Origin of the sequence: Luteimonas sp. MC1895 (genome assembly GCF_016457215.1) — a bacterium.
GTDB lineage: Bacteria > Pseudomonadota > Gammaproteobacteria > Xanthomonadales > Xanthomonadaceae > Luteimonas.
This window is the reverse complement of record NZ_JAEMDY010000001.1, coordinates 481,721-501,728: the sequence shown is the minus strand read 5'-3', so window position 1 is coordinate 501,728 and position 20,008 is coordinate 481,721. Positions and strand designations below refer to the sequence as shown.

At 71.0% G+C, this 20,008-nt stretch carries 20 protein-coding genes; 18 read left to right on the top strand and 2 right to left on the bottom strand.

Features of this window, described 5'->3' with window-relative positions:
- Positions 1-175 precede the first annotated feature (175 nt).
- The 4 genes from JG616_RS02210 (at position 176) to JG616_RS02195 (ending at position 5,366) form a co-directional block, all read left to right on the top strand.
- Complete coding sequence (locus JG616_RS02210; protein ID WP_199391538.1) at positions 176-982, top strand: glycine zipper 2TM domain-containing protein; 807 nt, start codon at positions 176-178, stop codon at positions 980-982.
- A gap of 279 nt (positions 983-1,261) precedes the next feature.
- On the top strand, positions 1,262-2,431 hold the full coding sequence (locus tag JG616_RS02205) for an acyl-CoA dehydrogenase family protein (RefSeq protein ID WP_199361640.1): 1,170 nt from the start codon (positions 1,262-1,264) through the stop codon (positions 2,429-2,431).
- A 73-nt stretch (positions 2,432-2,504) separates the two neighbouring features.
- Positions 2,505-3,056, top strand: coding sequence for a GNAT family N-acetyltransferase (locus tag JG616_RS02200; protein ID WP_199391537.1), 552 nt, complete (start codon positions 2,505-2,507; stop codon positions 3,054-3,056).
- A gap of 36 nt (positions 3,057-3,092) precedes the next feature.
- Positions 3,093-5,366 (top strand): thiamine pyrophosphate-dependent enzyme, encoded by a 2,274-nt coding sequence (locus tag JG616_RS02195; protein ID WP_199391536.1) that lies wholly within the window; start codon positions 3,093-3,095, stop codon positions 5,364-5,366.
- Positions 5,367-5,501: 135 nt separating this feature from the next.
- Here JG616_RS02195 and JG616_RS02190 read toward each other — a convergent pair whose 3' ends face one another.
- Positions 5,502-5,993: an OmpA family protein gene (locus JG616_RS02190; RefSeq protein ID WP_199361637.1), complete on the bottom strand. Its 492-nt coding sequence runs from the start codon at positions 5,991-5,993 to the stop codon at positions 5,502-5,504.
- 319 nt (positions 5,994-6,312) lie between these two features.
- Positions 6,313-7,221, bottom strand: a complete 909-nt coding sequence (locus tag JG616_RS02185; protein ID WP_234446607.1) for a folate-binding protein — start codon at positions 7,219-7,221, stop codon at positions 6,313-6,315.
- On the opposite strand from JG616_RS02185, the gene JG616_RS02180 reads away from it, so the two are divergent.
- The 14 genes from JG616_RS02180 to msbA all read left to right on the top strand — a co-directional run bounded on the left by JG616_RS02180 (position 7,128) and on the right by msbA (position 19,976).
- Positions 7,128-7,430, top strand: a complete 303-nt coding sequence (locus tag JG616_RS02180; protein WP_343224962.1) for a DUF1674 domain-containing protein — start codon at positions 7,128-7,130, stop codon at positions 7,428-7,430. The genes JG616_RS02185 and JG616_RS02180 overlap by 94 nt on opposite strands.
- Positions 7,431-7,521: 91 nt before the next feature.
- Complete coding sequence (gene sdhC, locus JG616_RS02175; RefSeq protein WP_199361636.1) at positions 7,522-7,911, top strand: succinate dehydrogenase, cytochrome b556 subunit; 390 nt, start codon at positions 7,522-7,524, stop codon at positions 7,909-7,911.
- A complete protein-coding gene (sdhD, locus tag JG616_RS02170; RefSeq protein ID WP_207748887.1) occupies positions 7,908-8,315 on the top strand; it encodes a succinate dehydrogenase, hydrophobic membrane anchor protein in 408 nt (135 codons plus the stop codon). The genes sdhC and sdhD overlap by 4 nt, the downstream gene beginning before the upstream one ends.
- A 10-nt stretch (positions 8,316-8,325) precedes the next feature.
- Positions 8,326-10,116 carry a succinate dehydrogenase flavoprotein subunit gene (sdhA, locus tag JG616_RS02165; protein WP_199391535.1) on the top strand — a complete coding sequence of 597 codons (1,791 nt, stop codon included), beginning with the start codon at positions 8,326-8,328 and terminating at the stop codon, positions 10,114-10,116.
- A 13-nt stretch (positions 10,117-10,129) separates the two neighbouring features.
- Positions 10,130-10,921, top strand: a complete 792-nt coding sequence (locus JG616_RS02160; protein WP_199361634.1) for a succinate dehydrogenase iron-sulfur subunit — start codon at positions 10,130-10,132, stop codon at positions 10,919-10,921.
- 49 nt (positions 10,922-10,970) lie between these two features.
- A complete protein-coding gene (locus tag JG616_RS02155; RefSeq protein WP_199391534.1) occupies positions 10,971-11,228 on the top strand; it encodes a succinate dehydrogenase assembly factor 2 in 258 nt (85 codons plus the stop codon).
- On the top strand, positions 11,176-11,628 hold the full coding sequence (locus JG616_RS02150) for a hypothetical protein (RefSeq protein WP_199391533.1): 453 nt from the start codon (positions 11,176-11,178) through the stop codon (positions 11,626-11,628). Before JG616_RS02155 ends, JG616_RS02150 begins: the two co-directional genes overlap by 53 nt.
- A gap of 23 nt (positions 11,629-11,651) precedes the next feature.
- Positions 11,652-12,893, top strand: a complete 1,242-nt coding sequence (locus JG616_RS02145) for a lipoprotein-releasing ABC transporter permease subunit (protein ID WP_199361631.1) — start codon at positions 11,652-11,654, stop codon at positions 12,891-12,893.
- A 10-nt stretch (positions 12,894-12,903) separates the two neighbouring features.
- Positions 12,904-13,632: a lipoprotein-releasing ABC transporter ATP-binding protein LolD gene (gene lolD / locus JG616_RS02140; protein ID WP_199361679.1), complete on the top strand. Its 729-nt coding sequence runs from the start codon at positions 12,904-12,906 to the stop codon at positions 13,630-13,632.
- Positions 13,633-13,833: 201 nt separating this feature from the next.
- Positions 13,834-14,307, top strand: a complete 474-nt coding sequence (locus JG616_RS02135) for a transposase (protein WP_199391532.1) — start codon at positions 13,834-13,836, stop codon at positions 14,305-14,307.
- Positions 14,308-14,465: 158 nt separating this feature from the next.
- Entirely contained in the window at positions 14,466-16,811 is a 2,346-nt protein-coding gene (locus tag JG616_RS02130) for a DNA internalization-related competence protein ComEC/Rec2 (protein WP_343224961.1), read from the top strand.
- Positions 16,812-16,997: 186 nt separating this feature from the next.
- A complete protein-coding gene (locus JG616_RS02125) occupies positions 16,998-17,705 on the top strand; it encodes a MotA/TolQ/ExbB proton channel family protein (RefSeq protein ID WP_199361628.1) in 708 nt (235 codons plus the stop codon).
- A gap of 7 nt (positions 17,706-17,712) precedes the next feature.
- A complete protein-coding gene (locus JG616_RS02120; RefSeq protein WP_199361627.1) occupies positions 17,713-18,159 on the top strand; it encodes a biopolymer transporter ExbD in 447 nt (148 codons plus the stop codon).
- 65 nt (positions 18,160-18,224) lie between these two features.
- A complete protein-coding gene (gene msbA / locus JG616_RS02115) occupies positions 18,225-19,976 on the top strand; it encodes a lipid A export permease/ATP-binding protein MsbA (protein WP_199361626.1) in 1,752 nt (583 codons plus the stop codon).
- Positions 19,977-20,008: the final 32 nt, after the last annotated feature.

Below are 20,008 nucleotides of genomic sequence, written 5' to 3'. Positions count from 1 at the left end.
GTCTCCGGAGATGCGTCTTCGCGGCACGCTAGCACGCGGCCGATCGCGGCAGGGTTCACGGATTGCTCAGTCCGGGACCGCCTGATCGGGACCTGTTCAGGCGCGGAGTGGTCGAATCGGGTCACCGCCGGATCTTCGCTCGCAACGACCGGCTTCGCCCCCGAGGAGCCCCCTTATGAAGAACAACACGCTCGCCATTGCACTCGCCTCGCTGCTCGTTGGCGGCGTCGCCGTGGCTGCCTTCCAGGGCAACCGCGATGACGGCCCGCGCGCCGACGTCGCCGCGACCGGCGATGCCGCGCGCATCGGTGACGCCTTCGCGCTCGACGAGGCGCTTCCCGGCGAAGGCCGGCTCGAGTACGCCCCGGTGGTCGCCATCGAGCCCATCACCGAGCGCGAGCCGCAGTACGCCACGGTGATCGGCTCCGAGGCCATCCGCGAGACCTCCACCACCAGCTCGCCGCGCCAGGTCTGCGAGGACGTGGTGGTGCAGGAGCGGATGGCCGAGCGTGACGGCAACGTCGGCGGCACGGTCGCTGGCGCCGTCATCGGCGGCCTGGTCGGAAACCAGGTCGGCAGCGGCAACGGGCGCAAGCTCGCCACCGTCGCAGGCGCCGTGGGCGGCGGCCTCGCCGGCCGCGAGGTCGACCGTCGCCACGTCGGTGGCCGCGTGGTCGAACGCGTCGACCGCCAGTGCCGCACGGTGAACGACAGCTCGCAGTCCTCGCGCGTGGTCGCCTACAACGTGACCTATCGCAACCCGGACGGCACCACCGGCAGCATGCGCACCGACAGCAAGCCGGCGAACCGCATCGCCCTGGGTGATACCGAGGTGACGGTGGGCTACGACGTCACCTACCGCTACGACGGCGCCGAGCGCAGCATCCGCATGGACGAGCGCCCCGGCGACCGCCTGCCGGTGATCGACGGCCAGGTCGTGACCCAGGTCGCCGCGGTCGACGGCGACTCCAGCCGCGGCTGATCGCCTCCCTCCGTGCGAAGAAAGACGCCCCACTCGGGGCGTTTTTTCTTTCTGTAGGAGCGGCTAGAATGCCGGGTTTCCTGCCGGCGGGTGCGCGCCCATGGCCCTGTACCCCTCCGACCGAAGACAGCCGCCCCCCCCGGGGCGTTTTGGCTTTCTGTCGGCGCGGCTACAGCCGCGATCCCTGTCACGGCGACGAGGCGATCGCGGCTGTAGCCGCTCCTACAAGGGGGGCGGAGTGGCTAGAATGCGGGGTTTCCTGCCGACGGTTGCGCTCCCATGGCCCTGAACCCCTACGACCTCTACGACGTCCGCTCGCTGCTCACCGAGGAGGAGCGCGCCGTCCAGGACAGCGTGGCCCGGTTCACCGACGAGCGCGTGCTGCCGATCATCGGCGAATGCTTCGACGAAGGCCGTTTCCCCAGCGAGCTGATCCCCGAGATCGCGGGCCTGGGCCTGCTCGGCGCGACGCTTCCGGCCGAATACGGCGGCGCGGAGCTCAACTACGTCAGCTACGGCCTGATCTGCCAGGAGCTGGAGCGCGGCGACTCCGGGCTGCGCAGCTTCGCCAGCGTCCAGTCCTCGCTGTGCATGTACCCGATCTTCGCCTATGGCACGGAGGAGCAGAAGCAGCGGTGGCTGCCCGACATGGCGGCGGGCAAGGTCATCGGCTGCTTCGGCCTGACCGAACCGCACGGCGGTTCCGACCCGGCCAACATGAAGACCCACGCCAGGCGCGACGGCGGCGACTGGGTGATCAACGGCTCCAAGATGTGGATCACCAACGGCAACATCGCCGACATCGCGATCGTCTGGGCGCAGACCGATGACGGCATCCAGGGCTTCGTTGTCGAGAAGGATTTCCCGGGGTTCAAGGCCCAGCTGGTCAAGCACAAGATGAGCCTGCGGGCCTCGGTCACCAGCGCGCTGTTCTTCGACAACGTGCGCGTGCCGGAGGCCAACCGGCTGCCGAACGTGAAGGGCCTGAAAGGCCCGCTGGGCTGCCTGACCCAGGCCCGCTACGGCATCACCTGGGGCCCGATCGGCGCCGCCATCGCCTGCCTGGACGAGGCGCTGGAGTACAGCAAGGAGCGGATCCTGTTCGGCCGCCCGGTGGCCGCGACCCAGAGCGCGCAGATCAAGATGGCCGACTGGGCGCGTCGCATCACCAGCGCCCAGCTGCTCTCGCTGCAGCTGGGCCGCCTGAAGGACGCCGGCAGGATGCAGCCGACCCAGGTGTCGCTGGCGAAGTGGAACAACTGCCGCATGGCCATCGACATCGCCCGCGAAGCACGCGACCTGCTCGGCGGCGCCGGCATCACCACCGAACACTGCCCGATCCGCCATGCGCTGAACCTGGAATCGGTGATCACCTACGAGGGCACCGAGACCGTGCACCAGCTGGTCGTGGGTCGCGAGCTGACCGGCATCAACGCCTTCGGCGGCTGAGCCCCGATCCAGGGAGTCCCGGCCCGGCACGTCGTGCCGGACGGCTACGCAAGGTCAGCAACGGAGCAGGCCGATGTCCGTGCACGAGGTCCGCATCGAAACCGAACGGCTGGTCCTGCGCCTCCCGCGGATCGGCGACTTCGACCGCTTCGCCGAACTGCTGGCCGACGAGGATGCGGCGCGCCACATCGGCGGCCACGCGCCGCGCGCGGCCGCCTGGCGTCGCTTCCTGCAGCAGCCGGGCGCCTGGATGCTGCAGGGCTTCGGCATGTTTGCGGTCATCGACCGCGACACCGGGCTCTGGCTGGGCCAGGCGGGGCCCTGGAAGCCGGAAGGCTGGCCGGGCAACGAGATCGGCTATTCCTTCCATCCCGACGCCTGGGGGCGCGGTTATGCCACCGAGGCCACGGTCGCCGCGGTCGACTGGGCGCTCGCCAACCTCGGCTGGGACGACTTTATCCACTGCATCGCACCGGCGAACCTCGCCTCGCAGGCCCTGGCCCGCCGCCTGGGCTCGCGCCTGAGGGGCCCCGGACAGCTGCCGGCGCCGTACGAGGATGCGCCCGTGGAGGTCTGGGAACAGACCCGCGCGCAGTGGCAGGACACCCGCAAGCGCTTCGCCTGAAGCCGCCACGCACCTTTCGACAGGACACGCAACGCCATGTTCGCAGCCGTTCCCACGCCCATCCCGGCCCGCATGAAGGGCCTCAACCGCGCCGAGATCTGCGACATCAATTTCCGCGAGTTCGTGCTCGGCTGGGACGGCCGTGCGGGCCAGGCGCCCGCCGCGGCTGAGCCGGTGCTGGAGGGCAGCGCGCTCGACGCCCGCGGTTTTCGCGAACTGTTCGAGTCGCAGCTGGTCAGCCGCCACCTCGACCTGATGGCGCGCGTGCTGCGGGTGCAGAACAAGGTCTTCTACACCATCGGCTCGAGCGGCCACGAAGGCAACGCGATGGTCGCCCGCGCCTCGCGCCATACCGATCCGGCCTTCCTGCACTACCGTTCGGGCGGCTTCATGGCCGAGCGCTTCCGCAAGCTGCCGGGCATGGACCCGGTGATGGACTCGGCGCTGTCGTTCGCCGCAAGCAAGGACGACCCGGCGTCGGGCGGACGCCACAAGGTCTGGGGCAGCAAGCCGCTGTGGGTGCTGCCTCAGACGTCCACGATCGCTTCGCACCTGCCCAAGGCATTCGGGACGGCGGTGGCGATCGAGCAGGCGCGGCGCATCGGCCATGCGCTGCCGGTTCCCGACGACAGCATCGCCATCTGTTCCTTCGGCGACGCGTCGAGCAACCATGCCACCGCGCAGACGGCTTTCAACGTCGCCGCCTGGACGGCGTACCAGAAGCTGCCGGCGCCGGTGCTGTTCGTCTGCGAGGACAACGGCATCGGCATTTCGGTCAAGACGCCCGACGGCTGGATCGCGCGCAACTTCAGCCAGCGGCCCGACCTCGACTATTTCGCCGCCGACGGCCTTGACCTGGCCGGCGGCTACGGCGACGTGCAGCGCGCGGTCGAGCACTGCCGCCGCACGCGCCGTCCGACCTTCCTGCACCTGCGCACCACCCGGATCATGGGCCACGCCGGCACCGACTTCGAGATCGAGTGGCGTTCGATCGAGGAGCTGTGCGCGGTCGAGGCCACCGACCCGCTGCTGCGTTCGGCGGTGATCGCGCTGGAGTCCGGACTGATGTCGAAGGACGAGGTGATCGACCTGTACGAGGCCACGCGGGCGAAGTGCTTCGCCGCGGCCGAGGACGCCGATCGCCGGCCGCGGCTGGAGCTGCTGGAGGATGTGATGGCGCCACTTGCGCCGTACACGCCCGGGGCGGTGGCGGCCGAGGCCGCGCGCGCCGACTATGGCTCGCGGCGCCTCGAAGCGTTCGGCGGAGAGGCGAAGCTGCCCGAGCGCCAGCCGCCCAGGCACCTCGCCATCCAGATCAACCAGGCGCTGCACGACCTCTTCGCCAAGTACCCGGAAGCCCTGCTGTTCGGCGAGGACGTGGCCCAGAAGGGCGGCGTGTACACGGTCACCAAGGGCCTGCAGAAGGCCTTCGGCGCGCGCCGCGTGTTCAACACCCTGCTCGACGAGACGGTGATCCTGGGCCTGGCCCAGGGCTACGCCAACATGGGCCTGCTGCCGATGCCGGAGATCCAGTACCTGGCCTATTTCCACAACGCCTGCGACCAGATCCGCGGCGAGGCGGCCAGCCTGCAGTTCTTCTCCAACGGCCAGTACCGCAACCCGATGGTCATGCGCATCGCCTCGCTCGGCTACCAGCGCGGCTTCGGCGGGCATTTCCACAACGACAACTCGATCACCGCGCTGCGCGACATCCCGGGCCTGGTGGTCGGCTGCCCCAGTCGCGGCGACGACGCGGTCACCATGCTGCGCACGCTGATGGCGCTGGCCAAGGTCGACGGGCGCGTCTGCGCCTTCCTCGAGCCGATCGCGCTGTACATGGCCAAGGACCTGCACGAGCCGGGCGACGGCGGCTGGCTGACGGAGTTCCCGGCGCCGGGCGAAGCCATGGCGCTGGGCGAGGGTCGCGTCTACGGCCAAGGTGGCGACGACCTGGTGGTCTTCACCTTCGGCAACGGCGTGCCGATGAGCCTGCGTGCCGCGCGCACGATCGAGGCGAAGCACGGCTGGTCGGTGCGCGTGGTCGACCTGCGCTGGCTGGTGCCGCTCAACGACGCTTTCATCCGCGAACAGGCCGCAGGCGCCAAGCGCATCCTGGTGGTCGACGAAGGCCGGCGCAGCGCCGGCGTGGGCGAGGGCATCATCACCGCCCTGGTCGAGGGCGGGCTGGCGGGTGTCCCGCTGCAGCGCGTGGTGGGTGCGGACACCTTCACCCCGCTGGCGGGCGCGGCCTTCCTGGTGATCCCGTCGGAGGAGCAGATCGTGGCCGCCGCGGACCGCCTGGCGGCCTGAAGCCGCCCGACCCTAACCGCCGCCAGAAGAACCTGTAGGAGCGGCTAAAGCCGCGATCAATCTGCCGGAAACCCGCCACATCACCGGCTACCCGCATCGCGGCTGTAGCCGCTCCTACAGGGGGTGGGCCTGCAATCAGGGAGCGACCACGCGTACCTCGACGCGGCGGTTGGGCGCCAGGCAGTCGATCAGGGTCTGGCCGCGTTCGCCTTCGCAGGTCGCCACCGGCTCGACGCTGCCACGGCCCACGGCGGTGACGCTGCCGGCCGGTACGCCGGCCGCGACCAGGTGGTCGCGCACGGCCGCCGCGCGCTTGCGCGACAGTTCGACGTTGGCCGCGTCCTTGCCAATGCGGTCGCTGTGGCCGATCACATGGACCATGTCGATGCCGGGCGTCGCCAGCACGCGCGCGGCCAGCGCGTCGAGCTCCGCGCGGCCGGCCTCGCTCAGATTGGCCACGCTGGCCTGGCCGAATGCGAACAGCGCATCGCCTGACAGGGTGTGGTCGAATGAGGCCACCGGCGGCGCCGGCTCGGGCGCAGGTGCCGGGGCCGGCGTGCTGGCGCAGGCGGCGGCAAGGCAGGCGGTCGCGAACGCCGCCAGCAGCGGCTTCGTGTGTCGATGCATGGATGTCCCCTCAGCTGTGGTGCAGCGGCACCAGGCCCCATGCCTGGCATCCCCCTCCGGATCCCCTGCGCCGGAGCATAGCCAAGGCCCGTGAAACTTGTGCAACCGCAGTCGCGTTTCCGGCAGCCGCCGACGTTTCCCCCTGTAGGAGCGGCTACAGCCGCGATCGCGCAATGCGGCGGACTGGCGGAGTGCGTCGGGACGAGCGGAGTGCGTCGCGAAGGGCCGAGTGCGTCGCGAAGGGCGGAGTGCGTTGCGAGGGGCGATCGCGGCTGTAGCCGCTCCTACAGGGGGCTGGCGTGCGTGGGTGGCTGGGCGGTCAGCGGGCCAGGCCGTCCTGCAGTGGCAGGGGCGCCAGCGGCAGGCCTTCGACGGCAAGCGGCGCGGCGTCCGCGGGCCGGTCCAGCGGAAGCACCGCCAGCACCAGCCCTGCAGGTGCGCCGGTGGCACCGTGCGCCCCGGCGAGATCGACGGCCGGGGCCGACGAGGCCACCGTGCCAATGGTGCGATCCCCCTCCATCACCTGCGCCCCGACGGACGCCTCACCGGCGGACCCGAACAGCGCCAGGCCGCGCTTGGCCTGCCCGAGGAAATGCGTGCGGGCCACGATTTCCTGCCCGGGATAGCAGCCCTTGCGCACGCTGTAGGCCGCCAGGCGATCCAGCGACAGCTGCTGCGGCGTCCAGGCCTCCAGGCCTGCGGAGCCGGGGCGGGGCAGGCCATGCACCAGGTCGAAGGCCCGCCAGCGGGCGAGGGCGCCCGGATCCGCGGGTGCCAGGCAGCCCTGGCAGACGCGCAGCGTCCGAGCCGTGGTGCCGTCACCGAGGTCGAATTCGACGCGTCCCTTGGCATCGGTCGCGGTCATCGCGCCCGAGGCCGCCGCCGGTGCGCTGAACGAGGCGCAGAGCGTCAGGCCGTCGGGCACGCGCAGCGTCACCTTGCTGCGGAAGACGAAGCGCTCCATCGCCGCCTTCAGGGCCTGTGCGTCGCCGTCGGGCAGCAGCAGCCAGACCGCTTCGGGGCCCACGCGCAGCAGCGCGAACAGCGCCTGCACCCGGCCCTTGGGCGTGAGCCAGCCGCTCCACTGCCACTGCCCGTCGGAAAGCGTGGCGACGTCGCTCATGCACTGCGCCTGTGCGAAGGCGACGGCGTCACGCCCCTCCAGGGCGAGCAGCGCGTGGTCGGAAAGGGCGAAAAACGGCGCCTTGGCGGCGGCTGGCTTGTCCAAACTGTGCTCCGGGACGTAAACTTCGGCTCGTGCCAGACCCCGCAATCATAGGCGAAACGCCGCCTCGGACCGCTCCGGACGCAAGGTCGGACGATTCCAGGGCCACTCCCGTGACGCCGCCAGCGGCGCCGGAACACGGTGGCCGCGAGGGTCTGGATCCGACGCGCTACGGGGACTGGGAAAAGAACGGACGCTGCATCGACTTCTGATGCCGCGGGCTGCAGGACGCGGCCGCAAGTCCCACCTGTCCATGAAAGCCAACGCGGCGTCACCGCCGCCCAGCGAGAGATGCCTGCCGCGATGACCCACCCCAAACGTCCCCTGTCGCCGCACCTCCAGGTGTACCGCTGGCAGATCACCATGCTCATGTCGATCCTGCACCGCGCCACGGGCGTCGCCCTGGTGGTCGGTGCGTTCGGACTGGCCTGGTGGCTGCTCGCCGTCGCCGCCGGTGGCGACGCCTATGCATCCGCCGCGGCCTGCCTGGCGTCGCCGCTGGGCAAGCTCGCGCTGTTCGGCTTCTCCCTGGCGCTGGTCTACCACCTGCTCAACGGCATCCGCCACATGCTGTGGGATTCGGGCTGGGGCTTCGAGCTTCCCGAGGTCTACCGCTCCGGCTATGCGGTGTTCGGCCTGACCGTGGTGCTGACCGCGCTGATCTGGTTCTTCGCGATGGGAGGTGCGGCATGACCGACGTCGACGCCAAGGCGATCCCCGAGTACCGCACGCCGCTCAAGCGTGCGCGGCGCCTCGGCTCCGGCAAGTCCGGCACCGGCCACTTCTGGTGGCAGCGCGTCACCGCCGTCGTGCTTGCCCTGCTGGTGCCGTGGCTGGTCGGCACCCTGGTGTCGATGGTCGGCGCCGACCTCGCCCAGGTGCACGAGGTCTTCTCGCGGCCCTGGAACGCGATCCTGATGGCGCTGTTCGTGGTCGCGCTGTTCTGGCACGCCAAGCTCGGCCTGCAGGTGGTGATCGAGGACTACGTCCACGACCGCGCGACCGAGCTCGTGCTGCTGGTGCTCAACATCCTCCTGTGCAGCCTCGGCGCGCTGGCGTCGCTCTACGCGATCGCCCGGATCGCGCTGCTGGCCTGACGAGACCGAAATGACCAACGCCTACAAGATCACCGAACACAAGTACGACATGATCGTGGTCGGAGCCGGCGGCGCCGGCCTCCGCGCCACCTTCGGCCTGGCCCAGAAGGGCCTGCGCACCGCCTGCATCACCAAGGTCTTCCCGACCCGCTCGCACACGGTCGCGGCGCAGGGCGGCATCTCAGCCGCGCTCGGCAACATGGGCGAGGACGACTGGCGCTTCCACTTCTACGACACTATCAAGGGTTCGGACTGGCTGGGCGACCAGGACGCCATCCAGTACATGTGCCGCGAGGCGATCCCGGCGATCATCGAGCTCGAGCACCAGGGCGTGCCGTTCTCGCGCACCGAGGAGGGCAAGATCTACCAGCGCCCCTTCGGCGGCATGACCACGCACTACGGCAAGGGCATCGCCCAGCGCACCTGCGCCGCCGCCGACCGCACCGGCCACGCCATGCTGCACACGCTGTACCAGCAGTCGCTGGCGCACCAGGCCGAGTTCTTCGTCGAGTACTTCGCGCTCGACCTGATCATGGACGACGAGGGCGTCTGCCGCGGCGTACTGGCCATCGACATGGCCGAGGGCACGCTGCACCTGTTCCGTGCCCAGGGCACGGTGCTGGCCACCGGCGGCTACGGCCGCGCCTATTTCTCCGCGACCTCGGCGCACACCTGCACCGGCGACGGCGGCGGCATGGCGCTGCGCGCGGGGCTGGGCCTGCAGGACATGGAGTTCGTGCAGTTCCATCCCACCGGCATCTACGGCGCCGGTTGTCTGATCACCGAAGGCGTGCGCGGCGAAGGCGGCATCCTGCGCAACGCGCAGGGCGAGCGCTTCATGGAGCGCTATGCGCCCAACGCCAAGGACCTCGCCTCGCGCGACGTGGTGTCGCGCTCGATGACCATCGAGATCCGCGAAGGCCGCGGCGTCGGCGCCCACGGCGACCACATCCACCTCGACCTGACCCACCTCGACCCGAAGGACATCCACGAGAAGCTGCCCGGCATCGCCGAGAGCGCGCGGATCTTCGCCGGCGTCGACGTGGAGAAGCAGCCGATCCCGGTGATCCCGACCGTGCACTACAACATGGGCGGCGTGCCGACCAACTACCACGGCGAAGTGGTGCAGCTGAAGGACGGCAATCCCGACGCGGTCGTGCCGGGCCTGTACGCCATCGGCGAGGCCGCCTGCGTGTCGGTGCACGGCGCCAACCGCCTGGGCTCGAACTCGCTGCTCGACCTGGTGGTGTTCGGCCGCGCGGTGGCCAACCGCTGCGCCGAGACCATCACCCCCGGCGCGCCGCACAAGCGCCTGGCCACGGATGCCTGCGACAAGGCGCTGGCCAACCTCGACAAGCTGCGCCATGCCAACGGCGGCACGCCGACCGCGGTCATCCGCGACAACATGCAGCGCACGATGCAGGCCGACGCCGCGGTGTTCCGCACCGGCGAGACCCTGGCCGAGGGCGTGGCGAAGATCCGCGAGATCCACGCCTCGTTCGCCGACGTCAAGGTCAGCGACCGTTCGCTGGTCTGGAACTCGGACCTGATCGAGACCTTCGAGCTGCAGAACCTGCTCGGCCTGTCGCTGGCCACCATCGTGTCGGCGGAGAACCGCAAGGAATCGCGCGGCGCCCACGCCCGCGAGGACTACCCGGACCGCAACGACGCCGAGTGGCAGAAGCATTCGCTCACCTGGGTCGACGAGGCGGGCAACACCCGCATCGACTACCGCCCGGTGCACATGTACACGCTCGACGATGAGGTCGAAGTCGTCCCGCCCGTTGCGCGCGTCTACTAGGATCGATAAGCAGATGGCCGAATTCTCACTCCCCAGGAACTCCAGGGTCCACAAGGGCAGGCACTTCGCCGCGCCGTCGGGTTCGACCCGCGTGCGCGAGTTCAAGGTCTACCGCTGGAGCCCGGACGACACCGAGAACCCGCGCACCGACACCTACGAGGTCGACCTCGATGCGTGCGGTCCGATGGTTCTCGACGCGCTGATCAAGATCAAGAACGAAATCGACCCCACGCTGACCTTCCGCCGGTCATGCCGCGAGGGCATCTGCGGTTCGTGCGCGATGAACATCGACGGCACCAACACGCTGGCCTGCACCAAGGCGATCGACGACTGCGGCAAGGGCAAGGGCGAGGTGCCGATCTACCCGCTGCCGCACATGGAAGTGGTCAAGGACCTGGTCCCTGACATGACCCACTTCTACGCGCAGTACGCGTCGATCCAGCCGTGGATCCGCACCCAGAGCCCGGCGCCGCCGGACCGCGAGCGCCTGCAGTCGAAGGAAGACCGCGCCAAGCTCGACGGCCTGTACGAGTGCATCCTCTGCGCCTGCTGCAGCACGTCCTGCCCCAGCTACTGGTGGAACGGCGACCGCTACCTCGGCCCGGCGATCCTGCTCCAGGCCTACCGCTGGATCGTCGACTCGCGCGACGAGGACACCGGCACGCGCCTGGACGACCTCGAGGATCCGTTCAAGCTCTACCGCTGCCACACGATCATGAACTGCACGCGCACCTGCCCGAAGGGACTCAATCCCGCGAAGGCGATCGGCGCGATCAAGCAGCTGATGCTCGAGCGCCAGGTCTGAGCGGAACGACGCGCCGGCCCACGCCGGCGCTTTCGTACCCGGTGACGCGATGATCCTCGAGGACGACGACGCCGAGCTGCGTCGCCTGCGCTGGCGCTGCCGGCGCGGCATGCGCGAGCTCGACCGGCTGCTCGAGCGCTGGCTCGAGCAGGAATGGCGGGCTTCCCCGACGGCTGAACGTGCCACCTTCCTGCGCCTGCTCGACAGCGAGGACGATAGGCTGTGGAAATGGTTCCTCGGCCACGAACGTCCGGATGACGCCGAACTCGAAGCCCTCGTCGGGCGGATCCGCGCCCTGCCGCATTGAGTGGCGGCCCTCGCGCTGGCTGCTCGCGGCGCTGCTGATGCTGTCCGCGCTGGCGCCGCTCGCGGTGCTGGCGAGCGAGCTTCCACGCGGCGCGGCCTGGATGCTCGCGGCGGCGGCGCTCCTGCACGGCCTGTCCCTCGCGTGGCGCGCATGGCACCAGCCGCTGCACAGCCTGCTGTTCACCGCGGACGGGCGCCTGCTGCTGGACGGGGACGAGGTTTCCGGCATCGAACTGCAGTGGCGCGGACCCCTGGCGTTCATGGTCCTGCGCGGCCCGACCGGCCGCCGCCAGCGCCTCGCCTGGTGGCCCGACACCCTCCCGCCACACCGGCGCCGTGAACTCCGGCTGGCCACCGGGCGGCTGGACCCTGCGCGCGCCGGGCCATCGGTGGCACCATAGCGGCATTCAGCCGGCGAGACCCGATGTTCAAACCACTGCCTGTCGCCATCGGCCTGCGCTACCTGCGCGCCAAGCGCCGCAACGGCTTCATCTCCTTCATCTCCCTGGCCTCGATCCTCGGCATCGCCATCGGCGTGACCGCGCTGATCACCACGCTTGCCGTGATGAGCGGTTTCCAGCGCGAGATCCGCGACCGCATGCTGCAGATGACGCAGCACGCCACCGTCAGCGCGCACGGCGAGCCGATGGCCAACTGGCGCCAGGCCGTCGAGGCCGGCAACGCCGACCCGCGCGTGGCGGCCGCCGCGCCCTATATCTCGACCGAGGCCCTGCTGTCCGGCAAGCGCCGCGAGCCGGCGATGCTGCGCGGCATCCGTCCGGACGACGAGGCCAAGGTCTCGATCCTCGGCGAGCGCATGGTCGAGGGCAGCCTCGGGACGCTCGAACCGCGCAGCTACAACATCGTGCTCGGCCGCGAGCTCGCGCTGTGGCTGGGCGTACGCCTGGGCGACAGCGTCGTTGCCACCACCGACTTCCAGGCCACGCCGATGGGCGCGGTGCCGCAGCTCAAGCGCTTCACCGTCAGCGGGATCTTCGAGGCCGGCTACCAGGACTTCGACCGCGGCCTGGCCGTGGTCAACATCGAGGACCTGCAGCGGCTGCTGCGCATGGGCGACGGCGTGACCGGCGTGCGCCTGCAGATGCACGACATGGACCAGGCATACGCGGTGGCGCGCGATCTCGCGCTGAAGCTCGAAGGGCCCTACATGGTCAGCGACTGGACGATGGAGAACGCGCACCTGTTCCGCGCGCTCAAGCTCGAGAAGACCATGATCGCGATCCTGCTGTCGCTGATCATCGCCATGGGCGCCTTCAACCTGGTGTCCTCGCAGGTGATGCTGGTGACCGACAAGCAGTCCGACATCGCGATCCTGCGCACGCTGGGCCTCACGCCGCGCGGCGTCATGCAGGTGTTCATGGTGCAGGGCACGCTGATCGGCGTGCTCGGCACGGTGCTGGGGGTGATCGGCGGCCTCGCGCTGACGCTCAACCTCGAGCGCATCCTGCGCCTGATCGAAAAGGTCACCGGCGCCGAGCTGATGCCGGCCGACGTCTACTACATCACCGGCCTGCCGACCGACCTCAGCGCCCAGGACATCACCATCGTCGCGATCGTCGCCCTGGTCATGGCCTTCCTGGCCACCATCTACCCGGCGCGCCGCGCGGCGCGCACGGCCCCGGCGGAGGCGCTGCGCTATGAGTGAGCAGGCTGCGATGGCAGGCGCCAGGGCGCATGCCGACACGCGCCACGCCGACGAAGTGGTCGGCGCCGACGGCCTGGGCAAGACCTATGCCGAGGGCCGGATGCATACGCCGGTGTTCGACGGCCTCGACCTGAGCGTCGCCGCGGGCGAGACCGTCGCCATCCTTGGCGCCTCCGGCGCGGGCAAGAGCACGTTGCTGCACCTGCTCGGCGGACTCGACACGCCGACCGCGGGCGAGGTCTACGTGGCCGGACAGCGCATGAGCGCACTGTCCGACGCCGACCGCGGCCGCCTGCGCAACCGCGCGCTCGGCTTCGTCTACCAGTTCCACCACCTGCTGCCCGAGTTCACCGCGCTGGAGAACGTGATGCTGCCGGTGCTGCTGTCGGGCGCCGCGGTGCCCGACGCCTCGTCGCGCGCGCGCGCGCTGCTGGAAGGCGTCGGCCTGGGCCATCGCCTCGAGCACAAGCCCGGCGAACTGTCGGGCGGCGAACGCCAGCGCGCCGCCGTCGCCCGCGCACTGGTCAACCGTCCGGCCTGCGTGCTCGGCGACGAGCCCACCGGCAACCTCGACGAGAAGACCGCGGCCACCGTTTTCGACCTGATGCTCGAACTCAACCGTGCCGAGCGCACCAGCCTGGTCCTCGTCACCCACGACCGCAGCCTGGCCCGCCGCCTCGACCGCGTCCTCGAACTCCACGAAGGCCGCCTCCGCGAGATCGCCCCCGCCAGCGCCTGACCCCCGCGCCTCCTCTCGCTGTAGGAGCGGCTACAGCCGCGATCAACGTCCCGCAATCGCGGCTATAGCCGCTCCTACAGGGGGACGGCGGCCCGGATCGCGGCTGTAGCCGCTCCTACAGGGGGGTGGCGGGAATCTCCTAGGGGGTTTCCGGAAGCGGGAGGGCTGCTTGCCGCCGCCGCGGGCCGCACGCTCGTGTGCATGCCCACACGCCGTTCCCCCGAGCTCCGATCGGGCCGCTGGTCGGAACCCGGCCGGATCTACCTGGTCACCATCGTCACCGACGGTCGCAGGCCGTGGTTCCAGGACTGGGAGCCCGCGGCCGCGGTCGCACGTGCACTCGCCGGGCGGGATGCCTGGCCCGGATCGAGGCTGCTCTGCTGGGTCCTCATGCCCGACCACTGGCACGGCCTGCTGGAGCTGGGCGAGTCCGAATCCCTGTCACGGACCGTCGGCCGCGCCAAGGCCCACGCCACGCGCGTCTGGAAGCCGGATGCAGGCCGGCTCTGGCAGCCGGGCTTCCACGATCGCGCACTGCGCTCGGATGACAACCTGCTGGCGGCCGCCCGTTACGTCGTCGCGAATCCGATCCGCGCCGGAATTTCCCGGAGCTTCGGCGGCTATTCCTACTGGGACGCCGTCTGGATCAGCGCCGATGCCGACGCCGCGTCATGAGCGATGAACCCGAAGGCACCCCCTGTAGGAGCGGCTACAGCCGCGATTGCGGGAAGAGTGGAAGTGTGACGCAGCGCGCGATCGCGGCTGTAGCCGCTCCTGCAGCAGGTGAGGGAGACGGCATCGCGGCTGTAGCCGCTCCTACAGGGACGGGGGCTGTGACGGCGCGAGCGGGGCAGGCGCCGCTGCTGGGTGTGGGCGCCGCCGCTGCGCTGGTGGCTGGCGTGGTCCTGTGCCTGGCCCTGCCGCGGCTGCCGGCTGTGGCCCTGTTCTACGTGCTGCTCGTCGCGGGGCTTGGCACCTGGTGGAAGATCGCGGGCCGGTGGCGATGGACCGGCGCGCTGCTGGCCGGCTTCGCCTTGTGCGGCCTGCACGCGACAGCGTCGCTCGACGGCCGGCTGCCTGCCGCGCACGAGCGGGGCGACTTCACCGTGACCGGTCGCATCACCGGCCTGCCCGAGTCCGAACCGCGCCGCACGCGCTTCGAGTTCCGCGTCCACGATGATCCAGCGCTTCCCGACTTCCTGCGAGGCGCGAAGCTGCGGCTGTCCTGGTACGACAACGAATGGGCGGACGAGCCCTCGCGGCGCCACGAGTTGCAGCCAGGCGCCGAGTGGCGCCTCCAGCTGCGGCTGCGCGCCCCGCGCGGGCTGCGCAATCCGGGCGGATTCGATGCGGAGCGCCATGCGCTGGCCGCGCGCATCGCGGCCACCGGCTACGTACGCGAGCAGGCCACCGCCCTGCAGCTGGCGCCGGCGCGCGGGCTCGACGCGTGGCGTGACCGCATCGCCCAGCGCATCGCGGCCGCCGTGCCCGGTACCGCGTCCCGCTACGTGCGCGCGCTCGCCCTTGGCGATACCCGCGCGCTCACCGACACCGACTGGGAGCTGCTGCGCGCCACCGGGCTCACCCACCTGATCGCCATCTCCGGCTTCCACGTCGGCCTGGTCGCCGGCGCCTTCGCCCTGCTGGGCACGGCCGTCTGGCGGCTGGTCCCGGCGCTCGGCCTCGTCGTGCCGCGTCCCCAGGCCGCGGCGCTGGCAGCGTTCGCCGGAGCACTCGGCTATGCCGCGCTCGCCGGCTTCGCGCTGCCCACGGTGCGCACCGTGCTGATGATCGCGGTGGCCGTGGCTGCGCGACTGTGGCGGCGGCCGCTGCAGATCCCGGAGTCGCTGGCCCTGGCCGCGATCGCCATCGTGCTGGTCGATCCGCTGGCGCTGCTGTCGGCAGGCTTCTGGCTCAGCTTCGGCGGCGTCGCCTGGCTGCTGTGGTGCCTGCCGCAGGCCGGCCGGCGGCCCGTGCGCGATTTCCTGTCCGCGCAGTGGGTGGCCACGCTCGGCCTGCTGCCGTTGACCGCGATCCTGTTCGGGCAGGCCTCGCTGGCGGGCCCGCTCGCCAACCTGGTCGCGATTCCCTGGTGGAGCCTGGTCGTGGTGCCGCTGTCGCTGCTCGGCACCGCGCTCGAAGCCATGCAGGCGGGCTGCGGCGACGCCGCCTGGCGCCTGGCCGCCGCGGCCTTCGAACTGTCCTGGCCGCTGTTCGAGCGCCTGGGCGAAAGCCCGCTGGCGCTGTGGTGGCTGCCCGAGCCGGCGTGGTTCGCGCTGCCGATGGCGCTGGTCGGCGCGTTCTGGCTGCTGCTGCCGCGCGGACTGCCGGGCCGGCCGCTGGCCCTGCTGCTCTGGCTGCCGCTGCTGTGGCCGGACCGCCACCTGCCGCGCGCCGGCGAGGTCGAGCTGGTGATGATCGACGTGGGGCAGGGGACGTCGCTGCTGGTACGCACCGCCGGCCACGCCCTGCTGTACGACATGGGGCCGGCGGTGCGCGATGGCTGGGACGCCGGCGAACGCGCGGTGGTCCCGGCGCTGCTGGCGCTGGGCGTGCGCCGCATCGACACCATGGTGGTCAGCCACGCCGACAGCGACCACGCCGGCGGGCTGGCGGCCGTGCGCCGCCGCGTTCCCGCGGCGCGCCTGCTGGCGCCCGAGAGCGCGGCCATTCCAGGCGCCGCGGGCTGCCTGGCCGGCAGCGGCTGGCAGCACGATGGCGTGCAGTTCCGCTTCCTGCATCCACCGCTGCACTTCCCCGACCTGCGCAACGAATCCAGCTGCGTCCTGCGCATCGAGACCGTGCACGGCGCGCTCCTGCTGCCGGGCGACATTGGCGAGGCGGTCGAGGAGCGCCTGGTGGGGCGCCTGCCAGAAGACCTGCCCGCGGAGGTCGTCCTCATACCGCACCACGGGTCGCGGCACTCATCGAGCGCGGACTTCGTGGCGGCCACCGGCGCGACGCTGGCGCTGGTGTCGGCGGGCCACGGCAACCGCTTCGGACATCCGGACGCGGGCACGGTGGAACGGTGGGAGCGGCGTGGCACGACCGTGCTGGGAACGCCCGAAGGCGGCGCGGCGCACCTGCGCCTGACCAGCGCCGGCCTGCAGGTCCAGACCGAACGCGCCCGCCGCCGTCGCTTCTGGGACGCCACGACCCGCGACACCCCGCCCCTGTAGGAGCGGCTACAGCCGCGATCGCCGTGTCCCGCGGTCCAGCAGCGTCAACGACGCCGCCTCGCGATCGCGGCTGTAGCCGCTCCTACACGAGAGGGGCCCCCCGGCGGCCCCGGTCGCGGGCGGGGCGGCTGGCGGTATCCTATGCGCCCTGTTAGCCCGCGGGCCCCCCGGCCCAGGAGTGGATACGTGCTGGAACTGGTCAAGGCAGGCGGGTGGCCGATGCTGCCCTTGCTGCTGCTGTCGGCGGTGGCGCTGGCGATCATCGTCGAACGGTTCTGGACCCTGCGCCGCGCGCAGGTGCTGCCGCCAGGCCTCGGCCGCGAGGTGCGCGACTGGGTCGGGCGCGGCGGACAGCTCGATCCGGCGCACATCGAATCGCTGCGCGGCAACTCGCCGCTTGGCGCGCTGCTGGCCAGCGTGCTCGACATGCGCAACCACCCGCGCGACGAGATGCGCGAACGCGTCGAGGACGTCGGCCGCCATCTCGCGCACCGCATGGAGCGCTACCTCAACGCGCTCGGCACGATCGCCGGCATCGGCCCGCTGCTGGGCCTGTTCGGCACCGTGGTCGGCATGATCCAGATGTTCCTCGGGATCATGGACGTCGGCATGGGCGAGATGAACGAGCTCGCCGGCGGCATCGGCAAGGCCCTGGTCTGCGCCGCCGCGGGCATGGTGGTCGCGGTGCCGGCGCTGATGTTCCACCGCTACTTCCGCGGGCGCATCGATGGCTACATCGTCGAGATGGAGCACGAGGCGATCGCGCTGATGGACACGCTGGATCCGCGCAACCGCCGCGTCGCCACCGCCACCGCCGCAGGCACCCACGCGCAGGCCGGTACACCCGGTGCGCCTGCCGGCCACGGCACGGCCGCCCGTCCGGCCGAGGCCTGAGCCGCGCATGCGCATCCGCGACCGCCGCGCCGAGGACATCCCCGAGATCAACCTCGTGCCGCTGATCGACGTGATCCTGGTGCTGATCATCTTCTTCGTGGTCACCACCACCTTCGACACGCGCTCGATGCTGAAGCTCGAACTGCCGCGGGCCGATGCGCGTGCCGCCGACAGCGAGGAGCCTGCGCTGAGCGTCCTGGTCAACGCCGAGGGCCGCTACTTCATCGACGACCGCGAAGCGCTGCGCACCGACGTCGAGGCGATCAAGGCCACCATCCTGGAAGTCGCCGGCGACGACCGCGAGCGCCCCGTGCTGCTGCGCGCCGACGCCCGCACGCCGCACCAGGCCGTGGTGACCGCGATGGACGCGCTGGGCCAGCTCGGCTTCCGCCGCATCTCGATCGCGACTGCGCCGGAGGCCGGCGCCGCGGCCGTGCAGGCGCCGGCGCAGTGAGCAAGCCGGAGGCCGGACACGTTCCGCGCGGAGCAGGGCAGGCATCCGCGCCGCGGCAGGCGGGCGTGACCGCGGCCGAGCCCTCCGCCTGGCAGACCTACCGCCGCCTGCTCGGCCACACGGTCAACTATCGCGCGCTGCTGGTCGTGGCGATGGTCGGCATGGTGGTCGAGGCCGCCGCCGGCGCCGCCTTCGTCTGGCTGATGGAGCCGCTGACCAACGAGGGCTTCGTCGATCCGCAGCCGCGCATGGCGCTGATCCTGCCGGCCGCGATCATCGGACTGTTCCTGGTGCGCGGACTGGCCACCTTCTGCACCGACTACGGCATCGCGCGCGTCGGCCGCAGCGTGGTGCGCGACCTGCGCGAACTCGTGCTCGGCAAGTACCTGCGCCTGCCCAGCAGCCGCTTCGACACCGAAGCCGTGCCGCAGATGGTCAGCCGGCTGAACTTCGACACCGAGCAGGTCACCCAGGCCAGCGCCGACGCGCTGAAGATGATCATCGCCGACGGCCTGACCATCGTCTTCCTGCTCGGCCTCATGCTCTGGACCAGCGTCAAGGTGACGCTGGCGATGATCCTGATCGCGCCGCTGATCGGCGTGGTGGTCTGGTACGTGGGCGGTCGCTACCGGCGCATCAGCCGCGGCATCCAGACCGGCATGGGCGACCTCGCGCACAGCGCCGAGCAGTCGCTGGCCGCGCAGCAGGACGTCAAGGTCCATGGTGCACAGGGCTTCGAGCAGTCGCGCTACTCCACGCTCGCCAACCGCGTGCTTGGCCTGAACATGAAGGTCGAGGCGACGCGTGCGACCTCGTCGGCGCTGGTGCAGATCCTGGCCGCGCTGGCGCTGGCGGCGATCGTCTGGGTGGCGATCCACGAGTCGCTGGCCGGACGGCTGAATCCCGGCGAGTTCATCAAGCTGATGACCGCGATGATGGGCATCATCCCGTCGCTGCGCCGGATTACCAACGTGCAGAGCGTGCTCGGTCGCGGCGTCGCCGCCGCCGAGCGCCTGTTCGCGATCCTGGACGACGAGGAAGAGGACGACCGTGGTCGCCACAAGTTGCAGCGTGCGCGCGGCGAACTGGTGTTCGACGACGTCGGCCTGCGCTATGCCCGCGGCGACGGCAGCGCGCTGGAGGCCGTGAGCTTCCGCGCCGCGCCGGGCACGGTGACCGCGATCGTCGGCCGGTCGGGCAGCGGCAAGACCAGCCTGGTCCGCCTGGTGCCACGCTTCTACGAGCCGACGTCGGGCCGGATCACGCTCGACGGCGTGGCGCTGGCGGACTATCCGCTGGCCGACCTGCGCCGCCAGATCGCACTGGTGGGCCAGCGCGTGGCGCTGTTCGACGACACCGTCGCCGCCAACATCGCCTACGGCATCGACGCCCCGCGCGAATCCATCCGCGCCGCCGCCGAAGCCGCCAACGCCTGGGAGTTCATCGAGCGCCTGCCGCAGGGCCTGGACACGCCGATCGGCGAGAACGGCTCGCTGCTGTCGGGCGGGCAGCGCCAGCGCCTGGCGATCGCGCGCGCCATCCTGCGCGACGCGCCGATCCTGATTCTCGACGAGGCCACCGCTGCGCTCGACACCGAATCCGAGCGCCTGGTGCAGGACGCGCTGCAGCGGCTGATGCCCGACCGCACGACCCTGGTGGTGGCCCACCGGCTGTCGACGATCGAGCACGCCGACCAGGTGCTGGTGTTCGACCAGGGCCGGATCGTGGAGCAGGGCACCCATGTGGAGCTGCTGGCGCGTGGTGGCCTCTATGCGCACCTGCACGCCATGCAGTTCCGCGAGGGCGCGACGACATGAGGCCGCGGGTGCGCCAGTGCGCGCGACGAGGG